The following is a 15,842-nucleotide window of genomic DNA, read 5'->3' on the forward strand; positions in this document are numbered from 1 at the left end:
ACTCTTCCTTCCTATTATCGGTGTTTCCAGGGTATGGCAATTTTTTCTAAAAACTCTAAAGCGTAAGCAAAAACATAACCTAGAAAAGCGAGCATTAAAAGTGCGCAGAACATCCTCTCTATATCAAACATGTCGTATGCCCGCCATATCATCCATCCAACTCCGGCCCTTGCGGCGGAAAGCTCGGCCGCCACTATCAGCAAAAGGGCCGTTCCCATTCCCAGCTTGAATCCCGCAAAAATCATCGGAAGGGCACCGGGAATGGCCACCGTCCTGTAAATTTGTAAAGGCTTTGCTCCAAAACTCTTGGCCACATCAATGTAGATGGGGTCTATGCTCATTACCCCCGCCATGGTATTTATCAGCACCAGAAAGAATACGCCTATGGCAATTGTAAAAATTTTTGATGCCTCCCCCAGTCCGAAAACGATTAATATAAGGGGCATTACAGCCAGCTTGGGAATGGGAAACATTATGGAAATGAGCGGCATCAAAGCTGCCCTTACCGTCGGAATTAAGCCCATAATTATCCCGAGTATTACTGCAGGTACCGAGCCTACCAGAAACCCCAGCAAAATCCTTTCTACACTGACCAAAGTATGATAAATCAATTCACCGCTCAATATAAGGGGAACAAGAGTTTTGAATATCCTGGAAGGGCTTGAAAACAGCCTTACGTCTATAAAATGCCTTCCGGCCATAAATTCCCATAAAAGCAATAAAATCAAGGGTGTGAGTATCGCTACTAAATTTGTAAAAATATTTGTCTCCTGCCACCGTTTAGCATCCTTGTTTTCTTTTTTTTCCACCATTATTTCACTTTTCAAATCCCCGGCTCCTTTGTCGGCCATGATGTTCATGCAAGCCACCTCGCTTTTTATTTTAAAATTTGGCCGAAACCAGAGGTTTCGGCCAAATTCTTATTCATACTTTCCGAGTATAGAAAGGGCATAATCTACAAAGCTGTTATCCACCACATCTTCAGCTTTAATATCTCCCGTCAAAAGGCCGTATTTTTTATACCAGTCAATATCCGCCTGTATGCCTTTCATTCTGACGTATCCGTTGGGGTTTAATCCTACCGGGTACATTTTCTTATATAGCTCCTTATCCTTAACGGTAGAATATTCGGCAAGTATAGAAATTATTTCGTCTTTATTTTTATCTTTAAAGAAGGCATCGTTGTAGTCCCTTAAAGATTTTATATAGGCAAGCATAAATCTTTTTGCCACTTCCGGCCTTTCCATCATGCTTTTACCGTATACCAAAAGGGCAATCTGAGCATCGGGGTCGTATTCCGCTGGATCCTTCCATGGATCGGCGATACCCTTTTCCACGGCGGATGTCACGAAGGGTTCAATTACCATGCCGCCGTCAATGCTTTTATTGCTCATTGCGGCAACTATATCCGGGAATGCCCGTATTACCTGAAGGTCTACATCTTTTGTAGTAATCCCCGCTTTATTAAGTACCCTATCCAGGCAAATTTCATCAAGAGAGGCCGTTCCCACTACTGCAAGCTTTCTCCCTTTCAAATCCTTAAAATCCTTAATTTCGTCCACTAAGTCCTTTCTTATTATAAGTCTGTAATAGCCTTTCCCCGGTACATTTATCCCTTTGTCTGCAACAATTTTTATGGGTATTCCTCTTAGCATAGCATTGAAAAGTCCCGAGGAGGTAACGGTGCACCCCACATCTAACTGGCCGGCACCCAGGGCATTTATCATCTCCTGCCCGGTGTTGAATTGAACCGCTTCAATCTCAATTCCCAGCTCCTTATAGTATCCCTTTGCCATTCCTATTAGCACGCCCGCATCGGATACCACCTGTTTCATCCCGACGGTTACCTTAACTGCAGGGCTTAATGGTGTTACTCCCGGAAAATTTGTTTTTGCATTTACATTACCCCCGGTGTTATCGGTAGAAGTTTGCCCGGTTTTTGCACACCCTCCAATCAGAAGAACCAGCATTGATAAAATCAGCAAGAACGCCAAAATCTTTTTCACCTTGATCCTCCCCCTATTTTGATAGGATTAACCATATAACTATAATATTTATGCGGACGGGCTGTGGTTACAAAGTAATTTTATTTTCCTATAGCAGTAACGATTATCGCGGGTGTAATAGCACCTATAAGTGAGGAATATAAACCTGAATAAAGTAAAAAGCCGGGGAATTCTCCCCGGCTTTTTTTAGCCTGTGATATAACCTTTTTCTCTCAAGATTTGCAAAGCTTTACTTATATCCTCCTCAGCTACCAGTATTACGGGGCCCGTGCACCCCATTCCGCTTTCAGCGTAAATGCCGCTTCCCCAGAGGGCTTTTACTGCATTTTCTATTTCCAGTACATCAATTCCTGCGATTTCTTCGGTTACACCTTTTTTAGGCGGTATTGCTTCGCCTTTTCCCACCTCTTGCGTTTTTCCCGTTATTTCTTTAATAACTTCTTCCATTCCCGCTGCCTTTGCCTTTTCAAATTCCTCTTTTGCGACCTTTTTTATGTTGCCCCTTACCAGCTCTGCGGCAAATTGAATTGCCCCCTCCACCACCGGGGCACCGGAGGCCCTTGATAGAATAAGAATAAGCCTTTCGTAGTTTTCCCCTATCCCCGGTCCGTATCCCCAGCCAAGGGCTTCGTAGTCGCCGCCGGTAGTGAAAGCCGAAAAGATTTTCATCAAAAGGTTTCCGGTAAGCGAATCCGTCACCATAACATCGCAGGAACCGGTCAAAAGGTCATTTCCGCGCATTACCGTTCCCCCATCCGAGCGTATGGAGGAAGCAAAGTTTATTTTATACCCGTTCTTGGAAAGGTTTATTAAGGCTCTCTCCACCTGTCTTGCTCCCTCTACATTCAATATCCCGAGGCCTGGATTTTCTAACCCGAGGGCTTTAGCCGTAATTATCCCGTAAACCGCATTTTTTATCATTGCTTCTACCCTGTTTGCCGACGCGGTGCCGGTGGTGGTAGCAATAAGCATGGGCTTACCTTTTGCAGGGGTTACCACCCTGCCTACAGTAGAGACACCTATGGGGAAATTGTAGTGCATGGTTACCGCCGCATCAATTTTACCGCTGTCAAGAAGCATTTCCATTATTCTATGAGCTTCTTCTAAGGTTTTTGCACTTTCAAAAGAAAGCCCCGCTTTTTCTGCTTCGTCTTTTGGTCCTATCGCCAGCACCTTTATATTCAAGGCCTTTTCTGCTCTTTTTGCAGCAAAAGCTATCATTTCTGCTGGGTGTTCGCTTCCAAGAAGGGTTATACCAATGGTAACGTCTTTACTTTTATTTTTGTTTTCCAGTACATCGGCGAGGCTTTTAAAGAACTGCGCTTTATCAAGGGGCATCGGCCTTCCCCCTCTTTTCAAGGTATTCGGCAAACTCCCTGAAAGCCTCCGCCACATAGGAAGTAAGATCGATATCCTTCGGTACTTCTTTTTTAATTCCGGGGTTCTTCTCCATAATAAAGGATATACCGTCAAAAAGGTTGGTCATCCTGGCCAGGAAAAGGCTCCCTTTTCCGATAATCATCGCCCTTGTCATAGTGCCTTTTAGTATCTTATCCCTCACATGTCCTATGACCGGAACCCCCGAAGGTATATGCCCCTGGGTAGGCGCAAAGCCCGGAACTCCGTGTTTTTCCACAAAAGAATCCATTTCTTCCTTTTTGATATCCCCCCGCTTTACACCGATTGCCGCTATCATCTTGTAATTGGCTTTGGGTACATCCCCCGCTCCGGCAGGTTCCGTTATTTCCGGGTTTTGAAGCTCAGGTGCGAATTTATCCACATCGGTGGGTTTTAAGCCTATAGCATCCAGTGGATTGTAAACCACATACTGCATGACCGCCTGAGGCGATGCGCCGGCGGAAATGGTATGCTTACCTATGGAATCAAGCCTGATAACAGGGTTTATTCCATCATTTTCCGAAACAAGTACTGCAAATCCTCCGAGGACGTCCTCCAAAAGGGGCATACCCTTTGCCACATGGTCCCTGCCGTTCATGCCGAGTTTAGCCGTCGCTCCTCCTGCTACTACCGCCACCTTTTTATATACCCCGCTGTTAACAAGGGCTGTTGCGGCTATCAAAGCATGGGTTGGCCCTGCGCAAAAGCCCCTCATATCTGCCCCGGTGGCATTCAGGCATCCGGCAATTTCACCGATGGCTTTTGCAAAGTTTCCTCCACCCCTTTGGTTCATATCACCGCAGGCTTCTTCCGAGCACTCTATGATGTAATCAATTTCTTCGGGAGCGGTACCGGTATTCTTTAAAAGGTGCTTTAAAGCAAGAACCGCAGATGCCTTTGTGGATATGTTTTCTACCATTACATGGGAGGAAAGGGTTTCATCCCTATCATGGGCTTTCCTGACACATCCTATAAGTTCTCCAGAAGCTTTTAATTCAACTGCCCCTTCCTCTATATATTTTTCAATAACCTCTTTAGGTTGACCAGCCTTTAAACGTTTAAGGTCGTTTTCGTTAATAAGGGGATGTTTGGAAAGTTTTTCCCTAATCCTTTCTGCAAATTCCTTTTCCAGTATAACCAGGTCAAATACATCGGAAATCGCCATGAGCCCGAAAAACTCATCTTCCGGCATGATTTCACCATATGGCCCGAATCTTTTTGCACCTGGAATTGAGTTTTGATACCAGGGCCTTTTAATATTCTTTAAATCATCGGGAAAAATGTTGCCGATATAAGTTTGATTCGGGGCATAAGATACCGCGTCTTCGTATTTTCTGATATGGGAAAATGCTCTTTTATAATAATCCGAACGGGGATTATCTTTTTCTAAAAGCTGGGTGGTGCCAGCCACCATCATGATGTGGGGAACGTGAACCAATATGTAGCTGGCACCGGAAATAACAGCACCCGACATAAAAGCCCTCCTTACTCAAATACAGTCTGCCTGTCTACATCTACGGTCAATGCGTTCAGCGCTTTTAATACCAGTTTCCTTCTTAATTCTTTTTCCTGTTCCTTAGTAAGGGCCGGATTGCCAAGGGGATGCGGTATGGCAACTGCGGGGACGATCCTGTTAGCCCCTACAGTCAGGGATATAGGAACTATTGTACATACGTGAACCGTTGGTAAACCTGCCCTCTCCAGTTCTTTTACCATCGTTGCACCGCAACGAGTGCAGGTGCCTCAGGTAGAGGTAAGGATTACCGCTTGTACACCATCGGCCACAAGTTCTTTTGCTATTTCCTGAGCAAACTTTTTCGCATTTCCAACCGAAGTTCCATTACCCACCGTCGCATAGTAGTATCTGTGGAGTTTGCCGATAACGCCTTCCTTTTCTAATTCCCTCATTACATCTACGGGAAGTACCCGGTTGGGGTCCTGATTGGCATAGGTGGGATCATATCCTCCATGGGCCGTCTGGAAGGTTTCGGGGGTTAAAAAGTCCACACCTTCAATGTCGTATTTACCAAATTTTGATGCGCTTGAAGCCTCAATCCTGTCCGGGTTCCCCTTTGGCACTATGCCTCCCGATGTTACCAAGGCGATTTTTGCCGATTTTAGATCCTTTATCGCCGGCGCGGGAGTTACCCTGTCAAAATCCGGCATGGGATATTCCGTAACAAAGGGTTCACCCTTCAATTTTTTAACCAGCATATCCACGGCCCTTTTTGCACCGTTTTCTTCCACAAATACGTTTTTCCTTATGCCCCTGGCAATATACCCTTCCTCCCGGGGAAGGCCTATTTCTTCCCCTTTAGCAAGTTTTAAAGCCAATTTTGCCATTTTGGGAACCGCTTCTCTCATACCTGCAGCCGATCCTGCGGTCTCAACGATATATACATCTTTTTTGTATACTTCAACTCCCGGGTTTTCGATAAACATACCAGTAACTGCAGGGATATTGAGGGTTTCTTTAACCGCTTTGCAGAGCCTGCCGCAGGCCATGCCGTAGCGCCCCGCATTAAAAGCAGGTCCTGCAATTACCAGGTCCGGTTCGTATTTTTTTATCCTTTCTAAAACGTCCTTTAATGCCTGTTCAAGGTTTTCATTGAAATAGCTGTCACCGCAAATTACGGTTCCTACTATTTCCGCTTCTCCGGAAAAAGCCGCGTTGAAAGCCATTCCCGGACCTACCGGGCCCTCCTTATCTAAAGGAGGAATATCGGCTTTCTCTTCCCCGCCGATCTGACCGAAAAACTGATTAATATAGTGTACCACCCTGAATTTTTTCATAAAAGGGAACCCCCTTTAAGCTTTATATTTGGAGTACTGCTCCCTGTACTTTCTTACTTCCGAGCTGAGCCCCTCCACGTCCAGTACCATTTCCATGATGCCTACATTTTCTTCGTATACGTCCTTATCCACCGCTTCTTTTACTTCAGGTTCCACAATGTGGTAAACGGCAAGTCCAAGGGCGACTCCTGCTAAAGGCCCTGCAAAAGTAGGATCGCCATTGGTAACGGTTTCCGCAGCAATTCCCGCTGCTTCAGGTTCGGCACCTCCGAGAATGACTACGACGTTTTCTGGGCCGTATTGTTCGGCAAATTCTTTTATCCTTTTTTGGACCTCCAGGTCCATTGCACCGGCGGCTGTTCAGACAAAGCATTCGGTGGTAGCAAATACCACTTCACCTTTTGTGGTTTTCATACACGCTTCAATAGCAGGGCCGGGAACGCCGTCCCTGTCTCCTACAATTACTATTTTTTTGCCTTCGAACATATAAATCCTCCTTCTTCTTATTGTTTTTTCTAATAAGTTACTGCACTCAGTTTTGTAAAGCCCACTTCAGAAGTGGCACCGGTGATAGCCTGAATCTCTATCTCAATGCTGCCATCTTCCCTCAAAGATTTCTGGGAACCTCCCGCAATCAAGGTTGCGGTATCCACAAGCCCTATAATTTTCTTCATCGGCGGGAGGACGATTACTTCATTGGCATTTCCGCTTGTTACCACCGCATCGGCCCTTGGATCCGCATCGGCCAGGGATTGGGAAGCCCCATCCCTTCCGGCGTATTCGTCGGTAATTAATACCGTTTTAACGCCTTTTTCTTCAATTTTCCTGCAGTTCATAATAAGATCCGTGTCCGGATTTCCAAATCCTTCTTCCGTTATAATAACTCCATCAAGCCCTAAGTACTCTACTAACTTAGCAGTATAATCCGATGACCTTTCCTTATCGGCAAGGGTGACATTTTCATTAGTAATTATCACACCCACAAAGTTAATATCCTCTCCGTGGCGGCGGTAAAGCTCCTCTATAACAGGGTTATTCATATGCACATAGGTGGTATTTTTATCACAGGCAGACACGCAGTTTCCGCTTACTATAGCTCCATCCATCAATTCCGTGGGGTATATGAGGGTAGGAATTATCTTTTTAGCATCCACCCCGTAAACATAAGTGTCATGCAAAAGTCCCTGGCTTTGCAGCTGATAAACATAGGCTACTTTTGGTAAATACGGGTATTCCGCAATAGCTGCCGGGAAAGGCTTTGTTTCATAAGTCCTGACTTCTTCGGGCACCTTATCCTTTACACACTTGGCTACAAAAGAGGCAGCCTTTAATCCCGCAAGCCTTATGGCTTCCTCGTGCTCATGCTGGGTTAGTCCTTCCACAGGGTTTGCAATTACAACCAGATTTACCAGCTTTGAATAAGGAGTATATTCTGCTCCGGGGCCGCTCATATCAATAATGCCTTCCTGGAAACCTACGATTCTTCCACAGGTAACCACCGCCATCCCCTTTAATACGTGAGTCCTGCCTTCACCTGCCGTCAGGGGCTTACCCAGAAAACCGGGAAAAACCGTGCCCTTTCCGCTCACCTTTACCCTGGGTTCGATAACATCCTTAACGGGTATTATCCTTACCTCTTCTCCCGGCCGGGCAACATCCAAACTAACCTCCTTTATCCTGGCATCCTCCAGCAGGTGATCTGTAAGGCCCTTTTTGTCCACGGTGAGAATGCCGTTTTCAAAACTGGTCCTGTCTCCCAGAACCACATCCTTCACATAAAAAAGCCCTAATTCCAGTTTCATCCTTTCACCCCCGAATTTTAAATATTCCTTTTTATCATGTCCTCAATCATTTCCACCGTAACATCCTTTGTGACCTGATCTACCTTCTCCCCTCCTTTATAGATGATAAGCGTGGGAAGCCCCATTACTTTCTGGCTAATAGCAAGGCGCATGTTTTTAGAAGTGTCCAATTTGCAGAATTTAACCTTATCGCCGTACTTTTTCTCTAATTCTTCCACATGGGGCATCAATGCTTTACAGGGTTCGCACTTTGGTCCCCAGAAGTCTACCAGCACCGGCCCTTCGGCTTTTAATACCTCCTGTTCAAAGTTTTCTGCAGTCAACTCAATCATTCATACCACTCCTTCACCGTCATATTTTTATTTTTTGTTAAATTTCCCCTGTTATTCCGGCGAAAAATAAAAGAGGAATAAAACTCCTTTCAGAGTCTTATTCCTCCCTGTAGCCTTAAAATACTTTTGTGATAATTTTCCTTTAAGGCTCCATCCTTACCCCATTAATTGGATTAATTCTCCAGGGGCTGTCGGGATGCGGTCCTTTTGCCTGAGAGTTTCGCGACCCTTCGCTTTCCCCTTCGGCGCCCCATACAGGGTCTCTCCCGCACCCTTCATCCAAGTATTTAATTTTTCTTTAAAAAAGGAAAAACCTATTTAAATTACCAATAATATTATATATAAACGTGATAATAAAATCAAGAAGATTTTTAATTTATCGATTTAATTGGATAAAATTTATAACTCCCTTTCGTTTAAGCATAGAAAATATGAAAATGCTTAACCCAACAGCCCATGTATTGTAGATGATTATTTGCCTCCAGGAAATATTCCCGATAAAGGTTCCATAAAATCCTTTGAAAGACCAGTATGTGGGAATCCAGTAAAGGAAAATCTGCTTACCTTCGGGAAGCATCAAAGCCCCTACCACGGAACCGGATAAAATTATACCGAGCACCTTTAAATTTGCAATCCCCGCAATTTGATTACTACTTAAAGAACCCACTATAAAACCTACTAAAACGGCTATTATGGTTCCGCATAAAGTCATTACAAAAAGTTTCCCTGAATCTACATTTTTTATCCCAAGAAGCCATATAATAACATACCCCAAAATCAACGGAATCAAAATTCCAATTAAACTTTTCCCGATAATGTATTCATATCCTTTCATCGGAGTAACAGATAAAGCACTTAAAGTCTGGGATTCTTTTTCTTCAATTATATTAAAACCTATTACCGCTCCGCATAATGCAAAAAGCATTAAAAAAAGCGATGCGGCTTCAACTACCGCCACGGGCGAATTCTTCCTCCCCAAATCCTTTACCATGAAATTTACTTCAATATCTTTATGATAAAGGATATCCTGCATAATCCTTTGAGTGAGCTCTTTTGTGTCATTAGATTCATTCCCTTCAAATATTATTCTGTACTCATCCCCGACCTTTATTATCCCCGCAATATCATCCGCACCCCATATCCTTTTTTCAACACCTTTCCCGTCGTCAAAAACTTCCACGCTGCCGTATTTTCTCAATTCTTCAATTATTTTCCCTTCAACATTTTTATCCACTGCAAACTGCAGCGCCGCAGTATCAGCCCCGGCAATAAAAAACCTTAATACCAAAGCTAAAATAACGGGTGCCGCTATCATATACAAAAGCAGCGAATCCCTTAAACTGCCGGATAAATCCCTTTTAAATATATTAAAAATTCGTCGCATTTTTTCACCTCCTATTCCCATAGCAAGTATTTTTCATAAAGTTTTGCGGTAAGGATAAAACCTATTATATTAAAAATAACCAGACCCATAATCCCCGTCCATACAATACCGGAATTCCCCGTTGGAAAAATAATTTCTTTTGCAGTAAAAAGCAAATAATAGGTAGGAATAACCTTTACCAGATTAGGAGTAAAACTGGGATAAAAATATGAAAGAAACGGCAGGGAAAATAATACGCTTACCGCAATTATCCATACACTGGCCTGAGAAATGTTGTCAAAAAAGCTTGCCAATATCAATCCCAGCAAAGCCGCAGCAATACTCCCCAGAACCAAATAAATCATTAACCAAAAATAATTTACCGTATTGCCCATCGTAAGAAGTGTTAAAATTAAGCAAGAAATAATCCCAAGGATTACCATTAAAATTATTTTAGAAAAAAGATATTCGGTAATTTTTGCCGGTGCAACAAAAAGCGCCTTAATGGTCCCTTCTTCTTTTTCCATAAAAATTAAAGCAGCAATCAGGAAATAACCCAGTAATATGGATTCCATTACAATAAAAGCCGGAATCATTATTTTATTAAAGGGGATTTCTTCTACGACCCTGTATTTATTTAAAGTTTCGGTCAATACTTCAGGCATACTTATATTCATATTTTTCAATATTTCCTGTTTAAAAGACAACAGCAAAGCATTTCTTATTTTTTGATTTTCATGTCCTTGAAAGATAAATTCTATTTCTGGTTTTTTAGAAGGATTTTTTATTATTATCCCTAGGCTGTTGAAATCCCTGTTCATTTTTTCTTCCAATTCTTTTATCGAATTTACCTCAAATATTTTGTTATTTTGAAGCTTTGCTTTTTCAATAACACGGTTAACGGCTTGTAAAGAACTGCTTTTATCCTCTATATAGTAAAAAACCTTGGGCTCTATATTTATTTTTTGTGGAAATACGTAATTTGTTAATGCCGCAAAAAGTAATGCAGTAGCCACAACGATCAAAAAAAAGAAATTCCTGTACGCAATTTTTAAATCCTTTTTGAGCAGGGTGCAAAATCTTTTAAACACCTTAACTCAACCCCCTACCCGTCACCTTAATAAAGATCTCTTCAAGGGTTGCTTCCTGAGAGTGAACCGTCTCAATATCTTTTTCCCTAATTAAATAATTTAATCTTTCTTTGTCTTCATCGTTTTCCATTGACAGCAATTCCCTTTTTAAAACTCCCTCTTCCTTATATTCTACCCTTACCATGTTTTTCCCGTATTTCAATTTTAAGTTTCGGGGAGCATCTATAAGGACTATTTTCCCGTCATTAATAAAAGCAACTCTATCGCACAGTTCATCCGCAATATACATATTGTGGGTTGTCAAAAAAACGGTAACCCCTTCCTTTTTCTTCTGCCATATTATATCCTTTATAATACTTGCGGTATTGGGGTCTAAACCGGAGGTTGGCTCATCCAAAAACCACATTTTGGGGTTATTTATCATAGACCTCACGAAAACCAACCTCTGCACCATACCTTTTGAATATTCCCCGGCCCTTTTTTTTGCGTCCTTCTCCAAACCCACCATCCGAAGAAGTTTAATGGGATCTTGTGTAGGTACGCTGAACATTTTTCTGTAAAATTCCAGATTCTCCAATCCTGTTAGCTTTTTATAAACATTGGGCTGTTCAAAGCACACCCCTATAATATTGAAAAATTCCTCCGTAGGTTTTTTAATGTTGATTCCTGCAATGCTTGCTTCACCCTTTTGTAAAGGAAGAAGCCCGGTTAAAATCTTTTGCGTGGTGGATTTGCCAGCACCGCTGGGTCCCAAAAATCCGAAAATTTCTCCCTTTTCAATTTCAAAGCTCAAATCCCGAACCGCATAGTGTTCATCACCGGTATAAGAAAAATAAAGATTTTTTACGGAAAGCATTTTAATTCCCCTTTCCTTTTGCCTTAATACCGTTTTCAATAATATAAAGCATCCTATCCACCAGGTTGTATATCCCCATGAGGTCTTCCCCTTCTCTTGTCTTTAGATAATACTCAGAAATATCAATGCTTAAAGAAATAATGAGCATGGATACTAAGTCTACATCAATGGCAGGATCCACCTCCCCTTTTTCAATCCCCTTTATCAATAGGTATTTGAAAAAATCCCCGCTTTTTTTCCTTGAATCTTCCATAATTTCGTCAAATAACTCGCTATCCTTTTCTTTTAAAAATCTAACCCCGATAGAAAAAGGCTTGGGATTATCTTTTGCATACTTTATTCCAGCTATATAAAGTTCGCGTATAAGCTGAAAAATGTTAAGTTTTTCAAAATCCTTCATAATATGCTGCATATACATTAACTTTTGCTGAGCACTTATTTCAATAATGTATTTATAGAGGTCTTTTTTATCCTCAAAATACTGATAAAAACTTCCTTTAGCTATCCCCGCTTTTTCAACTATCCTGTTTACACTCGCCTCTTTATAAGGGTGTTCGGAAAATTCGTCAACAGCCGCTTCAATAATTTTTTGCCTTTTATCCTCCGGCAAATTAAAAAACGTTGATTTTGGCATTTGATACCTCCTTTGAAAATTTATGACCAAGTGGTCATAATTTGATTAAAAAAATATGACCAAAAAGTCACATGACCTCTTGGTCATATTATATAATAATAGAAAATTTTTGTCAATTTAAATATCTATTGTTTTATTTTTTAAAAAAGGCATACACAAAATCAATATCCACTCCTCCTATAGGCGCTCTTACGAGATTCTGCAGTTCACTTTTTTTCACCCATACGTTCTGGGTAAAATAAAGCGGCACCATCGGAGCTTTATCTAAAAGATATTTTTCAGCTTCAAACATAATTTCTGCCCGTTTTTTAAAATCGGTTTCTTTCCCGGCATTTTTAATCATACCATCGTAGATCTGATCCTCCCACCCGCTGTTTTTCATATTCTCATCGGGAAGCCAGTATTCAAGATAAGTCATGGGATCATTGTAGTCCGGCCCCCACCTCGTTATCATCACTTCGTATTCTCCCTTTCTCATCCGCTGCAGCCTTTCTTTGAAGGTTACCGTTTTTACCTCGATATCGATACCTAAATTTTTCCTCAGCATATCCTGAATAATTTCTACGCCGGTTTTGGTTCCGGAAGTGTCATCTACCATGAGTTCAAAACCGAGCTTGTTTGCTTCGGAAATGCCAAGCTCCTGCATAGCTTTTGAAAGGTATTCCTTCGCTTTTGTTACATCAGCTTTGGACGGGTAATACTCCATAGGAAACTCATGTACGAATTTCTTTTCCACTCCGTTCACATCCGGGGGTATGAATCTGGTAGCAGGATAAGCAGCTCCTTTAAATGCCATCTTTATAAAATCTTCCCGGTCCAGAGCGTAACCTATGGCCTTTCGGAAGTTTTCGTTGGCAAGCCAGGGTTTATCTTTGGATTTCATATTGTATCTTATGAAATACACCCTGCCTGTGTTGTATTTTTGCGTATTTTCCCCGGAAATTACACTTTCTATAAGAGCTTCCGGAACATCAGCAAAATCTACCTGGCCCTTTTCAAACATCTGATAGGCGGTATTTTTATCACCAATTATATATACTCTTACCTCATCTAATTTTATCTCATCTTTATTCCAGTAATTAGGATTTTTTACCAGTACCAATTCCTGCTCATGCTTCCATTCTTTCAAAACAAAGGGCCCGTTGTAAAGAGCTTTATCGGCATCAGTGCCGAATTTGTCCCCCATTCGTTCTACAAAATCCTTTTTTACAGGCATAAATGAAGCCATTCCCAAAAGACCATCGAAATACTTCGTGGGAGCTTTTAATGTAATTTTCAAGGTTTTGTCATCCAGCGCCTTTACACCAACCATTTCGGGATCGGAAATTTTCCCTGTATTAAATTCCTCCCCGTTGAGTATATAATATCCGATGAAAGCGTAATTTGATGCCGTTTTGGGATCTAAAAGCCGTTTTATGGCGTACTCAAAGTCGTAAGCTGTTACCTTTGACCCATCGCTCCACACCGCATCCCTCAAATGAAAGGTATATGTGAGCTTGTCGTCCGACACATCCCAGCTGCTGGCGATGCCGGGTAAAACCCTGCCGTCGTGTACCCTCACCAGCCCTTCGTAAAGGGCATTTGCGATGCTGAAGCTATAAGAATCGGTCATGTGCTGGGGATCAAGAGTTGCAAGGTCCGTAGTAATCGAAAATTTTAGCTGACTACCTTTTGATGTACTTTCTCCGCTTGGAGCACAGCCTTGTAAAATTAAAGAACCCATCAAAAAGAGAATTATAAAAAGCGAAAGAATTCTTTTTTTGGTCATTAATAAACCCCCTTAAATTCAAAATTTTTATTTTAGATATTTATTTACAATCCTTTCATAGGTTCCGTCTTTTTTGATTTCTTCAATACCCTCTTCGAATATTTTCTTATATTTGCTTAAATCCTTTTTCTTGCTGAATCCCAGCCGGATATCCGACGAGGTTTCTTCTATCATTTTGTATTTGTTTTTCCTTACTACCTGATTCAGTTTTTTACTTTTCAGGTAATAATCTCCTACAAATTCATTTAATATAACAGCGTCAACAATACCTTTTATCAATTTCGTGAAAAGAATATCTTCGTTTAAACTTTTATCTTTCAATATGGATTTATCGTTCAAGAATTTTTCATCATAGTTGTATCCCTGTATTATGCCGATTTTGTATTTTTTTAAATCATCATACTTTTCAATGTTTACACTCGAACTTTCAAGGGAATAAACGGCTTTGTAAATTTTGCCGTATTCTTTAGAAAAATCTATGAAATCTTCCCTTTCTTTTTTGTACGATACGGTTGGTATCAAGTCTGCCACGCCGCTTTTTATGGCTTTCAAAGACATATCCCATGTGGTAACCCTTGTTATTACATCTATATTTCTTCTATTAAATATTTCTTTAATAATTTCTATGTCTATGCCCTCCAGCTCGCCTTTTTCATCGTTATAAATAACGTATGGTTCATAAGGAGAGCTTACAAGTATCAATTTTTCATCCTTTTCTTGCAAAAATTCGCTTTCGTTAATTTCAGAAGTCAACTCTATGCAATTGTCTTCCATTTTGCTGATGATATTCAGCAGTTCGCTTATATAATCCTTTTGCTCTTCGATGGCTTTATTAACATTAGAGGTCGAGTTTTCTATTTCTAAAATTTCTTTTGATATATTTTCTATAAAGCCATTTACTTCATCTGCTCTGCTGAAAATATGGGATATTTCTTTTTCGATATTTTCGCTTTCTTTTGTTGAATCATATACGTATTTTTCTATATCGTTTATATAGTTCATTATTAAGCTCAGTTTATCAAAATTCTGGGTGATATTTTTTAAGACTTCGATAATGGAAATATTGATCATGTTGCCTATTTCCTTAATTTGATTCAAAAGTGTACTGACTTCTTTTGAAACTTCCTTCGTATTGTAAGAAAGCTTACGTATTTCGGATGCCACCACTGAAAAACTTTTGCCCCGTTCTCCGGCATGTGCGGCTTCTATAGTCGCATTGAGCGCAAGTAAATTAGTCTCTTCGGAGATGTTCTTAACTGATGAAATTAATTCCCCCGCACGTTTTGACCTTTCTTCAAGGTTCTTTACAGCGCTTTCGGCTACTTCAAGTTTTTTCTTTAAAGTATTTAGATTTTCCATAATGGATATAACTTCACCCTTTTTTGCCGCAATATTTTGATAAATTTTGCCAGAATTATCTACCACCGTTTTTATATTTATACTGGTCTTCTCTATTTTTTCGTACAGGTCTTTTGTAAAATTTTTTGTCGAAAGAATGTTAGAGGTTTGTTTTTTTGCCGCTTCCGAGAGCACTTTACTCTGCTCTGCAATGCTCCTCATCGCAATGGAAATCTCCTCAACGGAAAAGGAAAGACGGCTGAGCAAGCTCAAATACTTTTCGGCTTTCCCCATAATCCCTTTAATCCATTCTTTAATCCCATTTACACTAAAAGAATTTTCCGGTTTAAAAGAAGGATTTTCAACACTCAATAGATCATTTTTTAACACATTTACTGCTGACTTCCATTTAAATATCATAATTTTATCAGCCCCTCATTATCGGTAAAAAGTTTGCCCCA

Annotated in this window: 14 protein-coding genes and 1 riboswitch; all 14 genes read right to left on the bottom strand. The window is 40.9% G+C overall.

Annotation, left to right across the window (positions count from 1 at the left end; translation table 11 throughout):
• Positions 1–14: 14 nt before the first annotated feature.
• Complete coding sequence (locus ACPLOV_RS01420; RefSeq protein ID WP_424909783.1) at positions 15–860, bottom strand: ABC transporter permease; 846 nt, start codon at positions 858–860, stop codon at positions 15–17.
• Between the two features lie 60 nt (positions 861–920).
• Positions 921–1,970 (bottom strand): ABC transporter substrate-binding protein, encoded by a 1,050-nt coding sequence (locus ACPLOV_RS01425; protein WP_424908756.1) that lies wholly within the window; start codon positions 1,968–1,970, stop codon positions 921–923.
• Between the two features lie 222 nt (positions 1,971–2,192).
• Positions 2,193–3,344, bottom strand: a complete 1,152-nt coding sequence (gene grdD, locus ACPLOV_RS01430) for a glycine/sarcosine/betaine reductase complex component C subunit alpha (protein WP_424910399.1) — start codon at positions 3,342–3,344, stop codon at positions 2,193–2,195.
• Positions 3,334–4,878: a glycine/sarcosine/betaine reductase complex component C subunit beta gene (gene grdC / locus ACPLOV_RS01435; protein WP_424910400.1), complete on the bottom strand. Its 1,545-nt coding sequence runs from the start codon at positions 4,876–4,878 to the stop codon at positions 3,334–3,336. Before grdC ends, grdD begins: the two co-directional genes overlap by 11 nt.
• An 11-nt stretch (positions 4,879–4,889) precedes the next feature.
• Entirely contained in the window at positions 4,890–6,197 is a 1,308-nt protein-coding gene (gene grdB / locus ACPLOV_RS01440; protein ID WP_424908752.1) for a glycine reductase complex selenoprotein B, read from the bottom strand.
• Positions 6,198–6,212: 15 nt separating this feature from the next.
• Positions 6,213–6,683 carry a glycine/sarcosine/betaine reductase complex selenoprotein A gene (gene grdA / locus ACPLOV_RS01445; protein ID WP_424908751.1) on the bottom strand — a complete coding sequence of 157 codons (471 nt, stop codon included), beginning with the start codon at positions 6,681–6,683 and terminating at the stop codon, positions 6,213–6,215.
• A gap of 29 nt (positions 6,684–6,712) precedes the next feature.
• Positions 6,713–7,999 carry a glycine/sarcosine/betaine reductase component B subunit gene (locus ACPLOV_RS01450; protein ID WP_424910401.1) on the bottom strand — a complete coding sequence of 429 codons (1,287 nt, stop codon included), beginning with the start codon at positions 7,997–7,999 and terminating at the stop codon, positions 6,713–6,715.
• A 17-nt stretch (positions 8,000–8,016) separates the two neighbouring features.
• Positions 8,017–8,331, bottom strand: coding sequence for a thioredoxin TrxA (trxA, locus tag ACPLOV_RS01455; protein WP_424908749.1), 315 nt, complete (start codon positions 8,329–8,331; stop codon positions 8,017–8,019).
• A gap of 189 nt (positions 8,332–8,520) precedes the next feature.
• Positions 8,521–8,610, bottom strand: a riboswitch (glycine riboswitch).
• Between the two features lie 97 nt (positions 8,611–8,707).
• Positions 8,708–9,715 (bottom strand): ABC transporter permease, encoded by a 1,008-nt coding sequence (locus ACPLOV_RS01460; protein WP_424910402.1) that lies wholly within the window; start codon positions 9,713–9,715, stop codon positions 8,708–8,710.
• Positions 9,716–9,726: 11 nt separating this feature from the next.
• Positions 9,727–10,785, bottom strand: coding sequence for an ABC transporter permease (locus ACPLOV_RS01465; RefSeq protein ID WP_424910403.1), 1,059 nt, complete (start codon positions 10,783–10,785; stop codon positions 9,727–9,729).
• A gap of 1 nt (position 10,786) precedes the next feature.
• Positions 10,787–11,641: an ATP-binding cassette domain-containing protein gene (locus ACPLOV_RS01470; protein WP_424905989.1), complete on the bottom strand. Its 855-nt coding sequence runs from the start codon at positions 11,639–11,641 to the stop codon at positions 10,787–10,789.
• Between the two features lies 1 nt (position 11,642).
• Entirely contained in the window at positions 11,643–12,275 is a 633-nt protein-coding gene (locus tag ACPLOV_RS01475; protein WP_424910404.1) for a TetR/AcrR family transcriptional regulator, read from the bottom strand.
• Positions 12,276–12,408: 133 nt separating this feature from the next.
• Positions 12,409–14,043, bottom strand: a complete 1,635-nt coding sequence (locus ACPLOV_RS01480; RefSeq protein WP_424910405.1) for a peptide ABC transporter substrate-binding protein — start codon at positions 14,041–14,043, stop codon at positions 12,409–12,411.
• 27 nt (positions 14,044–14,070) lie between these two features.
• Complete coding sequence (locus tag ACPLOV_RS01485) at positions 14,071–15,801, bottom strand: methyl-accepting chemotaxis protein (RefSeq protein ID WP_424910406.1); 1,731 nt, start codon at positions 15,799–15,801, stop codon at positions 14,071–14,073.
• Between the last annotated feature and the right edge of the window lie 41 nt (positions 15,802–15,842).

This window comes from Thermovenabulum sp., assembly GCF_049723235.1.
Taxonomy (GTDB): Bacteria; Bacillota; Thermosediminibacteria; order Thermosediminibacterales; family Thermosediminibacteraceae; genus Thermovenabulum.